Origin of the sequence: Micromonospora sp. NPDC000663, assembly GCF_042898105.1 — a bacterium.
Classification (GTDB): Bacteria; Actinomycetota; Actinomycetes; order Mycobacteriales; family Micromonosporaceae; genus Micromonospora.
This window is the reverse complement of record NZ_JBIAYR010000001.1, coordinates 630,897-646,978: the sequence shown is the minus strand read 5'-3', so window position 1 is coordinate 646,978 and position 16,082 is coordinate 630,897. Positions and strand designations below refer to the sequence as shown.

Genomic DNA, 16,082 nt, shown 5'->3' with positions numbered 1-16,082 from the left:
CTGCCCGCGCCGGCCGTCGCGTCGATCACAGACGCCGTTTCGCACCCGATCACCCGAATTGTGCCTAGGCTGGGTGGATGGAAGATGCCCGTCGCGCCGCCGCCGAATTCCTCGGCACCCTGCTGCTGGTGTTCTTCGGCGTCGGGTCCGCCGTCGCGGCACGCGTGCAGGGCGGCGTGGTGGTCGTCGCGCTCGCCTTCGGCTTCGTCATGCTCGCTCTGGTCTACACGACCGGCCCGCTCTCCGGCAGTCACGTCAACCCCGCGGTGACGCTCGGCGTACTGCTCTCCGGGAAGATCACGGTCGTCGGCGCGGTGGCGTACTGGATCGCCCAGTTCGCCGGCGCGACGGTGGCCAGCTTCGTGCTCTGGGCGCTGACCCGCTGGGGCGACATGGCGGACCAGACCGGTGCGCTGGGTGCCAACGGGTACGGCGCGCACATCAACCGGGGCGGCGCGGCCGTGCTGGAACTCTTGTTGACCTTCCTCTTCGTCCTGGTCGTGCTCGTGGTGACGAGCCGCAGCGAGAATCCGGGCACCGCCGGGGTGGCCATCGGGCTGGCCCTGGCCGCGACCCAACTGGTAGGCGTGACGCTCACGGGCGCCGCCGTCAACCCGGCCCGCGCCTTCGGGCCCGCCGTCTTCGAGGGTGGCGTCGCCCTGCGTCAACTGTGGCTGTTCATCGTCTTCCCGCTGCTCGGCGGGGCGCTCGCCGCACTTGCGGCGCCCCTGGTGATGGGAGCGCAGCGGCACTACTGGGGCGGACACGACAGGTCCGTCGGGCGGCCGACGTAGCGCGAACGGCATTAACCTTCGCCGGAGCCTCTTCTCCGGCGAATATCTTCATGGCAGCATCAGCCCATGCATCGTCGTCTCTTTCCCCGGGCGCTCGCGCTGCTCGCCCTGGTCGCCACCGCGGCCACCGCCGGCGCACCCGGAGCCACAGCCGAGTCGCCCACACCCGCGACGACCCAGCTACGCGCCACAATCGACCGGATCCTCGGCGACGCCCGGCTGGACGGCGCGCAGGCCTCCGTCGTCGTGGTCGACACCAGCACCGAGCAGACCCTCTACGACCGCAACGGGGACCGACGACTGATCCCGGCCTCCAACACCAAGCTGCTGACCTCGACCGCCGCCCTGGCGCTGCTCAGCCCCGGGCACCGCTTCACCACCGACGTACGCACCACAGGCAAACGTCGCGCCGGCCTGCTGTCCGGCAATCTCTACCTGCGCGGCGGCGGCGACCCGACCATGCTCGCGGCCGACTACGACGCGCTCGCCGCGCGGGTGGCCGCGGACGGCGTCCGGGTCGTGACCGGCAACCTGATCGCCGACGACACCCGCTACGACCGCACCCGGCTCGGCCCCGACTGGACGTGGGACGACGAGCCCTACTACTACGCCGCGCAGGTCTCCGCGCTCACCGTCGCGCCGGACACCGACTACGACGCGGGCACCGTGATCGTGCACGCCGCACCGGCCACCAGGGCCGGTGCCCCGGCGGTGGTCAGCACGACCCCGCCCACCGGGTACGTCCGGATCGACAACCGGGCCCAGACGGTCGCCGAGGGCGAGACGTCGATCTCGATCGAGCGCGAGCACGGCGGCAACACGGTCGTGGTGACCGGCCAGATCGCGGTCGGCGACGCGCCGGCGAGCGACTGGGTGACCGTCTGGGAACCCACCGGCTACGCGGCCGACGTGTTCCGCACGGCGCTGCACCGGCACGGCGTCCGGGTGCTCGGCCGGACCGTGCTCGGCCAGCCCACCCCGGAGGCGGCCCACCCGGTGGCCCGACACGACTCGATGAGCCTGGGCGAGCTGATGACGCCGTTCCTCAAGCTCTCCAACAACGGCCACGCCGAGGTGTTGACCAAGGAGATCGGCCGGGTGCTGTCCGGCGCGGGCACCTGGTCCGCCGGGCTCACCGCGATCAGCGAGTACGTGGCGGACACCGGCATGGACACCGGGACTCTGCGGCAACGCGACGGCTCCGGCCTGTCCCGGCGCAACCTCGTCCCGGCGACCGAGTTCGTCGACCTGCTGGCCGCCGTCCGCGCCGAACCGTGGTTCGGCACCTGGTACGAGGCGCTACCGATCGCCGGGCAGCCCGAGCGGTTCGTGGGTGGCACCCTGCGCAGCCGGATGGCCGGCACCCCGGCGGCGGGCAACGTGCACGCCAAGACCGGCAGCCTGACCGGCGTCTCCGGTCTGTCCGGGTACGTGACAAGCGCCGACGGCCATCTGCTGGCGTTCTCGATCCTGCTCAACAACTACCTGACCGCGTCCGTCAAGGGGTTTGAGGACCAGATCGCGGTGGCGTTGGCCGGCTATCGGGAGGGTGCCACGACGACGGCCCGGATGGCGCCGCCGGCGGTACCGGAGACGCCCCGTACGCCGGAAGGGCTGGAGTGCTCCTGGGTGAAGCCGATCACCTGCTGACCGGGGGCGCGGCTCAGGCCGGACGGTCCGGTCGGGGGACGATCGCCGTGGGGTCGCCGCGTTCGATGAGCGCGGCGATCTCGGCGGCGTGCAGCCCGCGCAACGCCAGCACGCGGGTGCCCCAGCGGTGCAGTCGACACGGGTGCGGGCTGGCGTCGTTGCGGCAGACCACACCGCCGGACCAGCGCCGGGGCGCGTGCACCACCACCGCCCGCACCGCGAACTGGGCGTCCTCCACAGTGACGTACGGCGGCAGGGGGATGTCGCGGAGCACCTCCCCGGACGCTTCACTGGCGCCGGACGGGCCGACGGGACGGACGCGGTGGGCGGTACTGCTGCTCATCTGCGCTGCCTCCACACTGGATGGTCGGACGGGGACAGCAGAAAGTTACGATGCCATCGACTGTGCGCGACGGACAAACTGTCCCGAGCGACAGACGGTCAACGCACGGCCACGGCCTGGAGGCCGACGTTTCCGCAGTGCGGGGTGAAGACCTTCTCGACTGTCCAGTTCACCAGCAGCCGGGCGCCCCTGGGCAGTTGGAAACGGATGGTGAACTGGGCGCTCTTGCTGGTGTACGGGTCCTCCAGCCGCACCGTGCTGGCCGGGCCACCGGTGGAGAGCCGCACGTCGAGCCGGCCCCGCGCCATCCACGTCCCGGCGTAGATCTGGACCGTACGCGGCTCACCGCCGCCGGCGATCGCGAGGCTGAAACCGTTGCCGGCGCCGCAGGCGTAGACACCGTTCGAACTGCCCCGCACCGACCGCTCGGGTGTGCCGTCGCGCCAGCTCACGAGTTCCTGGTTGCCGTCCCAACCGACTCTGGAACCGCGCCCTCCCGCGTCGACGATCTCCCCGGACCCGCCGCGTTTGCGCACCACCGACGTGCCGTGCAGCCCCCAGTGCATCCAGTCCCGGTGCCCCACGGCGGTGAGGTCGATCTCGCCGGGCGCCTCCGACCGGGTCACCGACAGGGCGGGCGGGACCGACGGAACCGGCGGCACGGCGGGCGCGCTGACCGACGGGGTCGGGTCGGGCGACGGGGGGCGCAGCCGGGGGCGCAGGCCCGGCGTCGCCGGTCCGACGTCGCCGGTACGCCCCTCGACGCCGGGAAAGCCGGTCGGCCGGGACGCCCCGACGGGCACTCCCGGACGAGCCGCCAGGTCGTCGCCGGACTCCGGACCGTTCCGGATGACGAGGTACGCGCCCAGCCCCACGACGCAGGCGAGCACGGCCAGCCCCGTCACCGCCCAACGCCGACGCCGGTAGCCGCCGCCGAGTCGGCGTAACGCGAGGCGCGGCTGCCCGGCGGTGACACCCGGCCGTCGATGCGACGTCGGCGCTTCGGACGACCCGCCACCGGCCCGGGAATCCGCCCGCATGCGGTCTTCGTCCGCCACCGACCCTCCACCTCCACCGCCCGGCCACATCGACCTTCGCGGATCACACCGTCCACTGTGGGCCGTTTCACGTTTGCACCGGCGTGGACGACACGCTAGATCCGGACCGGTGGACCTGTCCAGTCGGAACCGGACGGTATCGGACAACCCGCCGGTCCCGGGCCGGCCGCGAACGCCCGTGCCGTCAGCCGATCCGGAAGCCGAGCGCCTGCGTGATCAGCAGCGCCTGTTCGGCGTCGACGATCGCGCCCGCCCGCTCCGCCGTCGTCGGGTCGAGTGCCGTCAGATCGCTGCGGCGCAGGTCGGCGCCTCCGAGCCGGACATGCTGCAGCTGCGCGCCAGAGAGGTCGACGCCGGTCACCGTCGCCCCGGTGAGATTGGCCCCGGACAGGTCGGCCTCGCGCATCCGTACGTCGGTGAGGTGGACGCCGCGCAGATCCGCGCCGGGCAGCGCGACGAAGGACCAGTCGCCGCCGTCCACCCGCAGCGGACGCATGTCGCACTGCGCGAAGGTGCTGCCGACCAGCTTGCAGCCGGTGAACTCGGCCTCGAAGAAGTTGCACCGCTTGAAGACGCAGCGGGTGAAGGCCGAGTCGATGTGCCGGGAGGCGTTGAACTGCACGTTGCCGAACGTGCAGCCGGTGAACACCGCGCCCCGGCTCACCGCCTCGGTCAGGTCCACCTGGAAGAACTCACAGCCCACGAAGTGCCGGTCGGCCAGCTCCTCGCCGTACCAGTCCTCGTGGCGGTAGGTCACATCCTCGGTCAATTCCGGCATCTGGTCAGGCTAGTGCCAGCCGCGGACGTCGGGGTGGCCGCCCTTCCGGCACCGGCATACCGGCTAGTAGGTTCGGCGACGTGAGTGTCGCTCGGAGCAAGGACCCGGACCAGATCGGTTTCGACCCGGCGCGGTTGGCGCGGATCGACGAGCACTTCGGCAGGTACGTCGACGACGGCCGGCTGGCCGGCTGGCAGGTGGTGGTCACCAGGCGCGGTGAGGTGGCGCACTCGTCGACGTACGGGCTGCGGGACACCGAGTCGGGCGCACCTGTCGAGACCGACACGCTCTGGCGGATCTACTCGATGACCAAACCTGTCACCTCGGTCGCGGCGATGATCCTGTGGGAGGAGGGCCGCTTCGAGCTGACCGACGAGATCAGCCGCTGGCTGCCGGAGTTCGCCGACCTGCGGGTCTACTCCAAGGGGTCGACGCTCAAGCCGTACACGGTGCCGGCGACCGAGCCGATCCGGGTCTGGCACCTGCTCACCCACACCGCCGGCCTGACGTACGGCTTCATGCAGACCTCGGTGGTCGACGGGTTGTACCGGGCCGCCGGCTACGACCTGTACCCACCGGCGGACATCGACCTGGCCGGCGCCTGCGCGGCGTTCGGCGAGCTGCCGCTGCTGTTCCAGCCGGGTACCGCGTGGGGCTACTCGGTCGCCACCGACGTGCTCGGCCGGCTCGTCGAGGTGGTCTCCGGGCAGAGCCTCGACGCGTTCTTCGCCGACCGGATCTTCGGCCCGCTCGGCATGACCGACACCAGGTGGTGGGTGGAGGGCGCCGAGGCCGAGCGGCTGGCCGCGCTCTACGCACCGGACCCGCGCAGCGGCCGGGCGGTCCGGTACGACAGGCTCGGCGCTCTCGCGTACCGCAGGCCCAACCTGCTCTCCGGTGGCGGCGGCCTGATCTCCAGCGCCGCCGACTACCACCGCTTCACGCAGATGCTGCTGCGCGGCGGCGAGCTGGACGGGGCCCGCCTGCTCGGGCCCCGCACCGTGCGGTTCATGACCCGCAACCACCTGCCCGAGGGTCGGGACCTCGGCGCCCTGTCCACCGGCGGCTTCGCCGAGAGCACCCTCGACGGGATCGGCTTCGGTCTCGGCTTCGCGGTTGTCGACGACCCGATCCCCAGCCGGGTGCCGAGCAGCGTCGGCGAGTACTACTGGGGTGGGGTGGCGAGCACCGCGTTCTGGGTGGACCCGGTCGAGGAGATCACCGCGCTGCTGTTCACCCAGCTGATGCCGTCGAGCACCTACCCGCTGCGCTCCCAGCTGCGCCAGCTCGTCTACGCCGCCCTGGTCGACTGACCGGGATCGCCGTTCCGCCGATGGGCGGCGCGTCAGGTCCCTAGCCTGGGGTGGTGAGCACCATCGTCGTGTTTGGCGCGGGCGGGACCGCCGGGTCGCGGATCACCGCCGAGGCGGTCGACCGGGGGCACCTGGTGATCGCCGCCGTGCGTCGCCCGGAGGCGACCTCGTACCTGCCGGACGGGGTGCGGACGGTCACCGGCGATGCCACGAGCGAGCGGAGCGTCAGGGAGGTGGCGCCGGACGCGGACGCGCTGGTGGTGGCGATCGGCGGGGGCGGACGCGACCTGTGGCGCACCGCGGCGGAGACACTTGTGACCACGCTGCGTGGGATGTCTGCCGCGCCGCGCATCATCCACCTCGGCGGCGGGTCGACGCTGCTCACCCCGAAGGGCACCCGCTACCTCGACGAGCCGGACTTCCCGGCGGAGTACCGGGATTCGGCGCTGGGCCAGGCCGACGCGCTTGACTACTACCGCACCTCGGCCGACGGCGTGACCTGGACGTACGTGTCGCCGCCGCCGCTGGAGTTCCACCCCGGCGAGCGCACCGGGCACTACCGCACCGGTGGCGACGAGCCGGTCACCGACGAGCAGGGCCGCTCGGTGCTGACGTACGAGGACCTGGCGGTGGCGATCGTCGACGAGATCGAGCAGCCCCGGCACCGCAACGCGCGCTTCACCGCCGCGTACTGAGCGGGGCGGACGGTCAGTCGGCGAGGCGGGCGGGGAAGCCGCCGGTGGCGATCGGCCCCCAGGCGTCGATGGTGACCCGGATCAGCGACTTGCCCTGGCGCACCATGGCGGCCCGGTAGTCGTCCCAGTCCGGGTGCTCGCCGGAGATGCTGCGGAAGTACTCGACGAGCGGCTCCAACGCGTCGGGCAGGTCCAGCACCTCGGCGGTGCCGTCGATCTGCACCCAGGGGCCGTTCCAGTCGTCGCTGAGCACGCAGGCCGACACCCGCGGATCGCGGCGGATGTTCGTCACCTTGGCCCGCTCGGGGTAGGTGGAGACGACCAGCCGGCCCTGCCCGTCGATGCCGGCGGAGACCGGGGACGACTGCGGGCGTCCGTCGGGTCTGGTGGTCATCAGCACGACGCGGTGTCGCGGGCGGAGGAAGTCGAGCAGAGTGTCCCGGTCGACCCGGGTGTTCTTCGCGATGCTGCGCGCCATGCCCCGTTCCTACCAGGGTGACGGCGACGCGGGGGCGGCGGGTCAGCGGGGGCGGGTCACGGTGCCGTGCACCGCCTGGGTGGGCACCCGGGGGCGGCCGGTCGGGCGCCAGGCCCGGCCGTTGGCGTAGATCACCCGGAAGCCGAGGTACGACGCGAGCGGCGCCCAGTGGGCCGAGCCCATCCGCAGTTCGGCGGCATTGTGTCGTTGCCCGTTGGCCAGTACGTCGAGGAGAACGGTTTCGAAGGCTGCCGATTCGACCCAGTCCACTTCCCTGGTGAAACCGCAGATCAGGGCGGCTCCGGTGACTTCCAGGAACTCCCGCAGCACGGCGTCGGAGGCGCGCAGGACCGAACAGCTGCCGAAATAGAGTCGCCGCCCCTCGGCGCGGCCGGCCATCAGGTCGGCCACCTCGTTCAGCTCCACCGACTGCCAGTCGGTGAGGCAGAGTCGGCTCGGCTCGCCGTGCATGGCGAAGAAGCCGACCCGGTGGTCCGCGTACTGCTTGAGAAGCCAGCGGTCCAGGAAGTAGAACAGCTCGTCGCGGGTCGCCGCGTCCTTGTGGATGAAACGGATCTTGCCGAGCCGCTCCAGCAGTTCGAGGGTGGGAAGCACGGAGCCCCGCTCGTTGAGGTCGCGGTGCCACTGACCCTCGACACAGAAGACGCCACCTCGTGCCACGCGCACCTCCGCCAGTCCACCGCCCGGGCTGACGTTACCGCCCGACGGGGTCCGGGGAACATCACCCTCGGTGGGGTCGATTGCGACGTTCGGTCGGGCTTGGTCCGTCCCGGGGGCGATCGGGAGTGAATGGCTGTTTCGCAAATCAGCCGAATTCACAGCCAAGGCCCAGGCACCACAGATCGTGAGGACAATTCTCGTTAATTGCCGCCAACCGCACCGATCAGTGCCAGGGTGGAAATCACGGGACGCGTCGGTCGATGTCCCGAAGCCCACCCCATTCGCTCTATCGGGAGGACTTCTGTGCGCGTAAACACCTGGAAGCGAGCCGCCGTCGCATTCGCCCTGGCGCTGCCCGGGGCAGCGATCGCCGCGGTCGTCGCCGCACCCGCGGCCCATGCGGACGGCTGCTACACGTGGAACCGCACCCTGGCCCAAGGACGCTCGGGCGACGACGTCCGCCAGTTGCAGATCCGGGTCGCCGGTTGGGCCGGCTACCGGGACATCGTCGAGAACGACGGCCGGTACGGGCCCAAGACCGCCGCCGCCGTCAAGCGGTTCCAGCAGGCGTACGGGCTGCGCGCCGACGGGATCGCCGGTCCGCAGACCTTCGCCAAGCTGTACCAGCTACAGGACAACGACTGCACGCCCGCGCACTTCAGTTACAGCGAGCTGGACAACGGGTGTGGTGGAAGTGGGTGGAGCGGCGGCCCGCTCTCGGCCAACCAGACCAAGCAGAACGCGCTGCGCACCATGTGGAAGTTGGAGGCGCTGCGCAGGAGCCTCGGTGACAAGCCGCTGCGGGTGTCGAGCGGCTACCGCAGCCGCGCCTGCAACAACCAGGTCGGCGGCGCGTCGGACAGCCAGCACCTGTACGGCAACGCGGCGGACGTCACCTCGCGGACGTCGTCGCTGTGCCAGGTGGCCCGCAACGCCCGGAACAACGGCTTCAGCGGCCTCTACGGGCCGGGCTACCCCGACCACGACGACCACGTGCACGTCGACTCGCGGCGGGAGAACAACAACGACGGCAGCTCGAACACGACGAGCTGGTCCGCGCCAGACTGCGGGATCGGCGCCGGCAACGACTGAGCGGGCAGCCGGAACGACGTCGGCCCGACGCGGAGGGGGAACTTCGCGGCGGGCCGACGTCGTGTGTGCCCCGGGACGGGCGGCAAAGGGGTGCCGCGCTCAGCTCGCCCGGGGCCAGCGCGGCGCGGTGACGGGGGGAGTCACCGGCCGGCCAGCAGCGGTGGGGCGTACCCCCGGCGGGACGACCCGCGCGGCCTGCTGCCGCGACGGCCCGGTCGCTGTGAACGGGAACGGCACGTGCACGAACGGATTGCCGTGCCGGATCAACGCGTCGATCTGCCGTTCGTTGAGCCCGTGTGTCTCCAGCACCCGCCGTCCCCAGCGGTGCAGGCGGCACGGGTAGGACGCGCCGTCGTTGCGGCACAGCGGCCCGGTGGGCCACTCCTCGGCTGTGTGCACGACCACCGCCCGGACCGCGAGCCGGACATCCTCGGGGGTCAGCGGCGCCGGCACCGGCACCTCACCCAGTACCAGGTCGATGGGATCCGTCGACTGCTCACCAACTCGCACGGCAGGCCTCCCGCAGCTCGGCAGCGGTACGGCGGACCCACCGCACCGACATCCTCGGCCATGGGTACGGCCAGCACCTGACGAAAGTTCAATTCTGGTACGCGGTAAGCAGATCCTCCGCCGACAGCACCCGCATCCCGTCGACGGCGGTGCCGCTGCGCGACACGGCGAGGGTCGGCACCGATTCGTCGGCACCGGGCAGCCGGGACCGGTGCAGGAGCAGCCGGCCCAGGTCGTGCGCGTCGAAGGGCCGGTTCTCCTGCCACTTAATCGATCCGACGAAGCAGATGCGACGGGCGACAGGCCCCCGATCGGCGCCGACTATGTCGATCTCCGGGTCGTTGGTCCTCGTCCAGTAGCCGCCGATCACCGCCCCTTGCGCCGGCAGTTGGTCTCCGGGCAGCCGACGCAGCGCCTCCCGGATGACAGGTTCGACGACCCGCCCCCGCCAGGATGACCAGGAGGTGAGGATCCGGTTCAGGGTGAGGTCGCCACGGCCGCGCTCGATCTCGGAGAGATGCGGACCCAGGAAGGAGAGCCAGAAGCGGAGGTACGGATCGGCCACCGCGTACCGGGTTTCGCGGGACGGTTTCGTCGACAGCGGAACCTCGTCCTCCACCGCCCGCTTCTGGATCAGAAGGCGCAACGCCCGGCTCAGCGACGCCTGCGGCAGGTCCCCCGCGGCACGCGCGACCAACGAGAAGGTGCGCTCACCCGAGCCGATCGCGCGCAGCACCAACCCCGCCTGCGACTGGGGCGGGAACTCCGCCGCCAGCGCGCGCTCACCGCTGACCAGCAGGGCCGAGGTGGGATCGGGCACGGCCTCAGCCAGGTAGTCGCCCACCGACGCGCCGGCCGGCCACTCGTCGAGGATCAGTGGCAGACCGCCGGACACCAGGTAGGCGTCGAACGCGTCGGCCGCGGACAGGTCGAGCATGTCGCGGACGTCGGCCGGGCTCAACGGTGGGATGACCATCTCGGTGGCGCGCTGGTGGAACGGTCGGCCGTAGTCGTTCAGGGCCTCCATCATCGCCAGGTCCGACCCGACGCAGATCAGCAGGACCGGTTTCCTGGACAGCTCGCGATCGAAGATCTTCTGGAGCGTGCCCTCGAAACCGGGATCGCCCGCGATGAGGTACGGCATCTCGTCCAGGACGACGACACTCGGTCGGTCGGTCGGCAGCGCGGCGGCGAGCAGGGTGAGCGCCGCGTCCCACGTCCGCGGTTGCTGCTCGGCCAGGAGTTGGGCCTGCGGCAGCGTCGATGCAGCCGCCGCCTGCACGAAGAGAGCGAGGTCAGCGGCTGCGGTCGGCTGCGCCGACGCGGTGAAGAACAGATGCGGCACCCCGGCGCGTTCGACGAACTCCTCCACGAGCCGCGACTTGCCAACCCGGCGGCGACCGCGCATCAGCAGGGCACGGCCTGGTCGTCCGGCCCGTCCACCTCGGTCAACCCGGGCCAGCATGCCGTGGAGCAGGGCCAGCTCACGATCTCTTCCCACGAAGCCGTCCACGCCGCCACCTCTGATACTTCCAAAATTGGAACACTCACAGATGAGTGTATCAACGGAACAACGCGGATGAGGTCGCTCAGACCAGGCCGGCATCGTGCACGAGCAGGGCCACCTGGACCCGGTTGTTCAGCTCCAGCCGGGTCAGCAGCCGCGAGACGTACGCCTTCACCGTCGCCACACTCATGAACAACTCCCCCGCGATCTCCGCATTGGTCCGCCCCCGGCCCAACGCGACAGCGACCTGCCGCTCCCGCTCGCTGAGGCCGGTGAGCAGCCGCACCGCGCGCTCCTGCCGGGGGTCGGGCCCGGGCGGGCCGAGCTCGGCGGTGACGTGGGCGATCAGTTTCCTGGTCACCGTCGGGGAGAGCGTCGCCTCGCCGGCCGCGACCCGGCGTACCGCGTGCACGATCTCCGCCGGCGGGGTGTCCTTGAGCAGGAACCCGGCCGCCCCGGCGCGCAGCGCCCGCAACACCTGCTCGTCGGCGTCGAAGGTGGTAAGCACCAGCACCTCCGGCGGGTGCGGCTGGGCACGCAGCGCCTCGGTGGCGGTCAACCCGTCCACCCGTGGCATCCGGATGTCCATCAGCACCACGTGCGGGGCGTACGCGGCCACGGCCGCCGGCACCTCGCCGCCGTCGGCCGCCTCACCCACCACGGTCAGGTCCGGCAGGCCGCCGAGGATCATCGACAGCCCGGCCCGGACCAGCGCGTCGTCATCGACGATCAGCACCCGTACCGGCGGCGCGGCCGACCCGGCCCCGGTCACGCCGGCCACGGAAGCGAGGCGGCCAGCCGGAAGTCCCCCGCGTCGTCCCGGCCGTACGCCACCCGGCCGCCGGCGAGAGTGACCCGCTCGGTGATGCCGACCAGGCCGGTGCCGGCGCCCGGCAGTGTGCCACCGGCCGGCGTGCCGACCGGCCAACGGTTGGAGATCGCCACGCTCAGCCCGACGCCCGGCCCACCGGCCAGGTCGACGGTGACCGTCGCACCGGCCGCGTGCTTGCGGGCGTTGGTCAACCCCTCCTGCACGATCCGGTACGCGGCCCGACCCAGTGCCGCCGGGACCTCCTGCGGCGTGACGACGCTGTCGCTGACGTTCACCCGCATGCCTGCCGCCCGCGACTCGGCGATGAGGGCCGGCAGATCGGCGAGGGTGGGTTGCGGTGGTTCGGGAGCGTCCCCGTCGCCCTCGGCCCGGAGCACTCCGATGACCTCGCGCAGGTCCTGGAGGGCGGCGTGGGCGCTGCCCCGAATCACCCCGGCGGCTCGGGCCACCTCGTCGGCCGGCGCGTCCGGGCGGAACTCCAGCGCCCCCGCGTGCAGGCTGAGCAGTGAGATCCGGTGCGCCAGCACGTCGTGCATCTCCCGGGCGATCCGGGTGCGTTCGAGGTGGCGGGCCTGGGCGACGCGGAGCTGCTGCTCGGCCTCGGCCCGTTCGGCGCGCTCCCGCAGCGACACGATCAACTGACGCCGGGCGCGGACGAACATCCCCCAGGCCAGCACGCTGAGGGTGATCACCACGCCCCAGGCCACGGTGGCCCAGTACGGCATGGCCGGGTCGGGACGGGTCCAGCTGAAGACCAGGTTGGTGAGGAGACCGACCCCGGTCACGGCCACCGCGACGGCGGTCCGCCTGTGCACCACCACCGTGAAGTAGAAGATCAACAGCGGGATGGCCGCGGCCATCGAGAACAGGTTCAACGGCAGCGTCGCCACTGCCAACCCGAGCGGCCACCGCCGGCGCAGCCAGAGCAGCCCGCAGCAGACCAGCCCGATCACCGCGTCCACGCCGACCATCCAGTCGTGCGGCAGCGGGACCGCCGTCTGCGGGTCGGGGGACAGCGCGTCCGCGGTGGCGAAGAGCACCCAGACCAGCCCGAGAAGGAACGCGAGGCTGTCCACCACCCAGTCGCGGGTGGTGCGGCGCGGACGAGCACGCTCGGGCTCCGCCCGCACGACCAGCTCCCCCGGCAGCAGCCACTGGTGCTCCGGGACGGCGATGCTGGTCACGCGCCCATGCTAGGCAGCAACAGGCGCCGGCAACCAGCTACCAAAGTCGAGACCCGGCGGTCGACCAAAGTCGGCGCGGCACCGACCGCCGGCCGCAGCGGATGGCCGGGCGGCGCGGGCGGCTCGACGACATGATCACCGTGGAGAACCTCACCAAGCGATACGGGCCACATCCGGCGGTGGACGACGTGTCGTTCCACTGCGAGCCGGGCACCGTCACCGGCTTCCTCGGCCCCAACGGCGCCGGAAAGTCCACCACCATGCGGATGATCTGCGGGCTTACCGCGCCGACCGCCGGTCGCGCCACAGTCGCCGGCCACCAGTACCGGGAGCTGCCCAACCCGGGGCGGGAGGTAGGGGTGCTGCTGGACGCCTCCGCCCAGCACGCCGGGCGCACCGGCCGCGAGGCGTTGACGCTGTCCGCGTACACCATGGGGTTGGACAGGCGCGAGGTCGCCGCGAAGCTCGACCTGGTGGGGTTGAACGCGGTGGCGGCGAAGCGTCGGGTACGGGCGTACTCGTTGGGCATGCGCCAGCGGCTCGGGCTGGCCCACGCGCTGCTCGGCGACCCGCGGGTGCTGATCCTCGACGAGCCGGCCAACGGCCTGGACCCGGAGGGGATCTTCTGGATGCGCGGGCTGCTGCGCGACTTCGCCGACCGGGGCGGCACCGTGCTGCTCTCCTCCCACCTGCTGCGCGAGGTGGAGGCGGTCGCGGACCGGCTGGTGGTGATCGGGGGCGGCCGGATCGTGGCCCAGGGCGACAAGGACGAACTGCTGGCCGGCGGCGGCACTGTGGTCCGGGCCCGCGACGTCGCGGCGCTGCGCCGGGCGCTGGACGCGGCCGACCTGAGCGCCGCCGACAGCTCCGAAGGACTGCTCGTGCAGGCCGACGCCGAGGCCGTCGGCCAGGCCGCCGCCGACGGCGGTGTCGCCCTCGCCGAGCTGCGCCCCGCCGTCGGCGGTGGCCTCGAACAGCTCTTCCTCACCCTGACCGCCGGCGAATCCACCAGGGAGGCCGTCCGATGACCACCGCCACCGCACCCACCGTCGGCGCCGTCACACCACAGCGCCCCACTCCGGTACGCCGCGCATCGCTGCTCCGGCTCACCGCCGTCGAACTGCGCAAGCTCGTCGACACCCGGGCCGGCCGCTGGCTGCTGATCACCATCGGCCTGGTCGTCGTCGCGATCGTCACCCTCCTGCTGATCTACGCCGAGGACGCCGACCAGACCTTCTTCACGTTCTTCGTTCCGTCGCTGCTGCCGGTCAGCGTGCTGCTGCCCGTCCTGGGCATCCTGTCGATCACCAGCGAGTGGTCCCAGCGCACCGCCCTCACCACGTACGCGCTGGTGCCCCGTCGGGAGCGGGTGGTGGCCGCGAAGCTGATCGCCGTGGTGCTGGCCGCGCTCGCCTCGGTGCTCGTCATCCTGGCCGTCGCCGCCGTCGGAACGCTTGTCGCGTCCGCCACGGGCGGGGCGGGCACCTGGCAGGTGGACGGGGCGTTGATCCTGAACGCGACGATCGTCCAGGTCGCCAGCGTGCTGATGGGTGCCGCCTTCGGCCTGATGCTGCTGAACCCGCCGCTGGCCATCGTCGGCTACCTGCTGCTGCCCACCCTCTGGACGGTGCTCGGCGAGGTCGTCCGGCCGCTGCGCGGGCCGGCCGGCTGGCTGGACCCCAACCAGACGATGGAACCGCTCTTCACCAGCCACGTCACCGGCGAGCAGTGGGGGCGGCTGGCGGTGTCCCTGCTGGCCTGGTTGGTCCTGCCGCTGACCGCCGGCCTGTTCCGGACGCTGCGCCGCGAGGTGTCCTGACCATGGACGTCGCCGGGTACCGACCCCGTACCGTGGTCAGCGGCGGCCCGCTGGAGCTGGCGGTCATGTGGGGAGGCTTCCCGCTGCTCGGCGCCGGCGCCGGATGGCTCCTCGCGGCGGCGACGGGCTGGCTCGTCCGGCTGCCCTGGGTGCCGTTCCGGGACCTGGTCGAGTGGCTGGACCGGCTGCCCGAGCCGCAGGCCACCATCGGCACGATCGCGGTGGGCGTCCTGGCGGGACTGGTCGTCGCCGGGATCGGCACCGCCGAACGGCTGATCGTCACCGTCGACGCGGCGCAGGTCCGGCTACGCCGCGCCGGCGCCGACCAGGCCGTCGCTCGGGCGGAGACCCGGGCGGTGTTCGTCGACGACGGTCACCTCGTGCTGCTCGACGCCGATGGCGCGGAGCTGGTCCGGGAGGCTACCGACCTGCCGTCCGACCGGCTCGCGGCGGCGTTCCGGGCCCACGGCTGGGGCTGGGCGGACGCCGATCCGCACCGGCCGGCGTACCGGCTGTGGGTGCCCGACCTGCCCGGGTTGCCCGGGGGCGCGGACGCCCTGCTGCGGGCCCGCGAACGGGCACTCGACAGGGATCGCCGCGACGACGTGCGGGAGCTGCGCCGCGAACTCGGCCGGATCGGGGTGGTGGTGCGCGACGAGGGCAAGCGGCAGTACTGGCGGGTGGTCGTCCCGGGTGCGGGCCGTCCGACTTCGCCCGAGTGGGAGCCGGGCGGGCGGTAGCGTCGGTCCCAGGAGAACCTGGGAGCCGCGCGATGACCGAACAGCAGCCGTACCGGGTGGTGGCCCGACACCCCGGCTTCGAGCTGCGCCGGTACCCGGCCCACCTGGTCGCCGAGGTGCGGATCCAGTCGTCGTTCGCCAGGGCGCCGATCGAGGCGTTCCGGCCGCTGGCCGGCTACATCGGGGGCGCCAACCGGGTTCGGCAGCCGATCGGGACGGCCGCCCCGACGACGCCGCAGGCATCCGGCACGACGAAGATCGCGATGACCGTCCCGGTGGTGCAGGAGGAGGGCGAGCGGCCGGGGGCGTACCTGATCCAGTTCGTCATGCCGGCCGCCTTCACCGCCGCCACGGTGCCCGAGCCGGTGGACCCCCGGGTGCGGATCAGGGAGATCCCGCCGCAGCTCGCGGCCGCGATGCGCTTCTCCGGTCGGTGGAGCGAGCGGGCGTTCGGCCAGCGGGCCACCATGCTCGGCCGGTCGGTCACCGCGGCCGGCCTGCAACCCACCGGGGCGATCCGGTACGCCCGGTTCGACCCGCCGTGGAAACCGTGGTTCCTGCGCCGCAACGAGGTAGTGCTTCCGGTCGTCGAGTGAGCCGGCCGGGCG

General features: G+C 72.2%; 18 protein-coding genes. 9 read left to right on the top strand and 9 right to left on the bottom strand.

Features of this window, described 5'->3' with window-relative positions; translation table 11 throughout:
• Positions 1-77 precede the first annotated feature (77 nt).
• Positions 78-794: an MIP/aquaporin family protein gene (locus ACFY1S_RS03130; protein WP_387112298.1), complete on the top strand. Its 717-nt coding sequence runs from the start codon at positions 78-80 to the stop codon at positions 792-794.
• Positions 795-860: 66 nt separating this feature from the next.
• The gene (gene dacB, locus ACFY1S_RS03125) at positions 861-2,444 is read left to right on the top strand and encodes a D-alanyl-D-alanine carboxypeptidase/D-alanyl-D-alanine-endopeptidase (protein ID WP_387112295.1); all 1,584 of its coding nucleotides are present in this window, start codon (positions 861-863) and stop codon (positions 2,442-2,444) included.
• Between the two features lie 13 nt (positions 2,445-2,457).
• Here dacB and ACFY1S_RS03120 read toward each other — a convergent pair whose 3' ends face one another.
• The 3 genes from ACFY1S_RS03120 to ACFY1S_RS03110 all read right to left on the bottom strand — a co-directional run bounded on the left by ACFY1S_RS03120 (position 2,458) and on the right by ACFY1S_RS03110 (position 4,623).
• Entirely contained in the window at positions 2,458-2,787 is a 330-nt protein-coding gene (locus ACFY1S_RS03120; RefSeq protein WP_387112293.1) for a hypothetical protein, read from the bottom strand.
• Between the two features lie 98 nt (positions 2,788-2,885).
• The gene (locus ACFY1S_RS03115) at positions 2,886-3,845 is read right to left on the bottom strand and encodes a hypothetical protein (protein ID WP_387112290.1); all 960 of its coding nucleotides are present in this window, start codon (positions 3,843-3,845) and stop codon (positions 2,886-2,888) included.
• Between the two features lie 184 nt (positions 3,846-4,029).
• Positions 4,030-4,623, bottom strand: coding sequence for a pentapeptide repeat-containing protein (locus ACFY1S_RS03110; protein WP_387112287.1), 594 nt, complete (start codon positions 4,621-4,623; stop codon positions 4,030-4,032).
• An 80-nt stretch (positions 4,624-4,703) separates the two neighbouring features.
• Here ACFY1S_RS03110 and ACFY1S_RS03105 point away from each other — a divergent pair, with 80 nt between their 5' ends.
• Together ACFY1S_RS03105 and ACFY1S_RS03100 are read left to right on the top strand one after the other, a co-directional pair.
• The gene (locus ACFY1S_RS03105) at positions 4,704-5,936 is read left to right on the top strand and encodes a serine hydrolase domain-containing protein (protein WP_387112284.1); all 1,233 of its coding nucleotides are present in this window, start codon (positions 4,704-4,706) and stop codon (positions 5,934-5,936) included.
• A 53-nt stretch (positions 5,937-5,989) separates the two neighbouring features.
• Entirely contained in the window at positions 5,990-6,631 is a 642-nt protein-coding gene (locus ACFY1S_RS03100) for an NAD(P)-dependent oxidoreductase (protein ID WP_387112281.1), read from the top strand.
• 13 nt (positions 6,632-6,644) lie between these two features.
• Here the strand turns inward: ACFY1S_RS03100 and ACFY1S_RS03095 are convergent, their stop codons facing one another.
• Together ACFY1S_RS03095 and ACFY1S_RS03090 are read right to left on the bottom strand one after the other, a co-directional pair.
• Positions 6,645-7,109, bottom strand: a complete 465-nt coding sequence (locus ACFY1S_RS03095) for a PPOX class F420-dependent oxidoreductase (RefSeq protein WP_139583222.1) — start codon at positions 7,107-7,109, stop codon at positions 6,645-6,647.
• 42 nt (positions 7,110-7,151) lie between these two features.
• Positions 7,152-7,790, bottom strand: coding sequence for a DUF6642 family protein (locus ACFY1S_RS03090; RefSeq protein ID WP_387112277.1), 639 nt, complete (start codon positions 7,788-7,790; stop codon positions 7,152-7,154).
• Positions 7,791-8,093: 303 nt separating this feature from the next.
• On the opposite strand from ACFY1S_RS03090, the gene ACFY1S_RS03085 reads away from it, so the two are divergent.
• Entirely contained in the window at positions 8,094-8,882 is a 789-nt protein-coding gene (locus ACFY1S_RS03085; RefSeq protein WP_387112274.1) for a D-Ala-D-Ala carboxypeptidase family metallohydrolase, read from the top strand.
• Between the two features lie 99 nt (positions 8,883-8,981).
• Here ACFY1S_RS03085 and ACFY1S_RS03080 read toward each other — a convergent pair whose 3' ends face one another.
• From ACFY1S_RS03080 to ACFY1S_RS03065, 4 genes are all read right to left on the bottom strand, one after another.
• Complete coding sequence (locus ACFY1S_RS03080) at positions 8,982-9,392, bottom strand: hypothetical protein (protein WP_139586585.1); 411 nt, start codon at positions 9,390-9,392, stop codon at positions 8,982-8,984.
• Between the two features lie 88 nt (positions 9,393-9,480).
• Positions 9,481-10,905 carry an ATP-binding protein gene (locus ACFY1S_RS03075; protein ID WP_387112271.1) on the bottom strand — a complete coding sequence of 475 codons (1,425 nt, stop codon included), beginning with the start codon at positions 10,903-10,905 and terminating at the stop codon, positions 9,481-9,483.
• Between the two features lie 76 nt (positions 10,906-10,981).
• On the bottom strand, positions 10,982-11,680 hold the full coding sequence (locus ACFY1S_RS03070) for a response regulator (protein WP_387112267.1): 699 nt from the start codon (positions 11,678-11,680) through the stop codon (positions 10,982-10,984).
• Positions 11,668-12,915: a sensor histidine kinase gene (locus tag ACFY1S_RS03065; protein ID WP_387112264.1), complete on the bottom strand. Its 1,248-nt coding sequence runs from the start codon at positions 12,913-12,915 to the stop codon at positions 11,668-11,670. Before ACFY1S_RS03065 ends, ACFY1S_RS03070 begins: the two co-directional genes overlap by 13 nt.
• 131 nt (positions 12,916-13,046) lie before the next feature.
• Here ACFY1S_RS03065 and ACFY1S_RS03060 point away from each other — a divergent pair, with 131 nt between their 5' ends.
• From ACFY1S_RS03060 to ACFY1S_RS03045, 4 genes are read left to right on the top strand one after another with little or no spacing between them, the layout of a single operon-like run.
• Entirely contained in the window at positions 13,047-13,943 is an 897-nt protein-coding gene (locus ACFY1S_RS03060; RefSeq protein WP_387112261.1) for an ABC transporter ATP-binding protein, read from the top strand.
• The gene (locus ACFY1S_RS03055; RefSeq protein WP_387112259.1) at positions 13,940-14,734 is read left to right on the top strand and encodes an ABC transporter permease; all 795 of its coding nucleotides are present in this window, start codon (positions 13,940-13,942) and stop codon (positions 14,732-14,734) included. Before ACFY1S_RS03060 ends, ACFY1S_RS03055 begins: the two co-directional genes overlap by 4 nt.
• Before the next feature lie 2 nt (positions 14,735-14,736).
• Complete coding sequence (locus ACFY1S_RS03050) at positions 14,737-15,474, top strand: hypothetical protein (RefSeq protein ID WP_387112256.1); 738 nt, start codon at positions 14,737-14,739, stop codon at positions 15,472-15,474.
• Between the two features lie 32 nt (positions 15,475-15,506).
• Positions 15,507-16,070, top strand: coding sequence for an SOUL family heme-binding protein (locus tag ACFY1S_RS03045; protein WP_387112253.1), 564 nt, complete (start codon positions 15,507-15,509; stop codon positions 16,068-16,070).
• Positions 16,071-16,082 lie beyond the last annotated feature (12 nt).

Bases quoted from the DNA above. Each gene is read 5' to 3' on its own strand.
- ACFY1S_RS03130 (WP_387112298.1), top strand. From the start codon at position 78: ATGGAAGATGCCCGTCGCGCCGCCGCCGAATTCCTCGGCACCCTGCTG.
- ACFY1S_RS03095 (WP_139583222.1), bottom strand. From the start codon at position 7,109: ATGGCGCGCAGCATCGCGAAGAACACCCGGGTCGACCGGGACACTCTG.
- ACFY1S_RS03120 (WP_387112293.1), bottom strand. From the start codon at position 2,787: ATGAGCAGCAGTACCGCCCACCGCGTCCGTCCCGTCGGCCCGTCCGGC.
- ACFY1S_RS03110 (WP_387112287.1), bottom strand. From the start codon at position 4,623: ATGCCGGAATTGACCGAGGATGTGACCTACCGCCACGAGGACTGGTAC.
- dacB (WP_387112295.1), top strand. From the start codon at position 861: ATGCATCGTCGTCTCTTTCCCCGGGCGCTCGCGCTGCTCGCCCTGGTC.
- ACFY1S_RS03050 (WP_387112256.1), top strand. From the start codon at position 14,737: ATGGACGTCGCCGGGTACCGACCCCGTACCGTGGTCAGCGGCGGCCCG.
- ACFY1S_RS03045 (WP_387112253.1), top strand. From the start codon at position 15,507: ATGACCGAACAGCAGCCGTACCGGGTGGTGGCCCGACACCCCGGCTTC.
- ACFY1S_RS03055 (WP_387112259.1), top strand. From the start codon at position 13,940: ATGACCACCGCCACCGCACCCACCGTCGGCGCCGTCACACCACAGCGC.
- ACFY1S_RS03060 (WP_387112261.1), top strand. From the start codon at position 13,047: ATGATCACCGTGGAGAACCTCACCAAGCGATACGGGCCACATCCGGCG.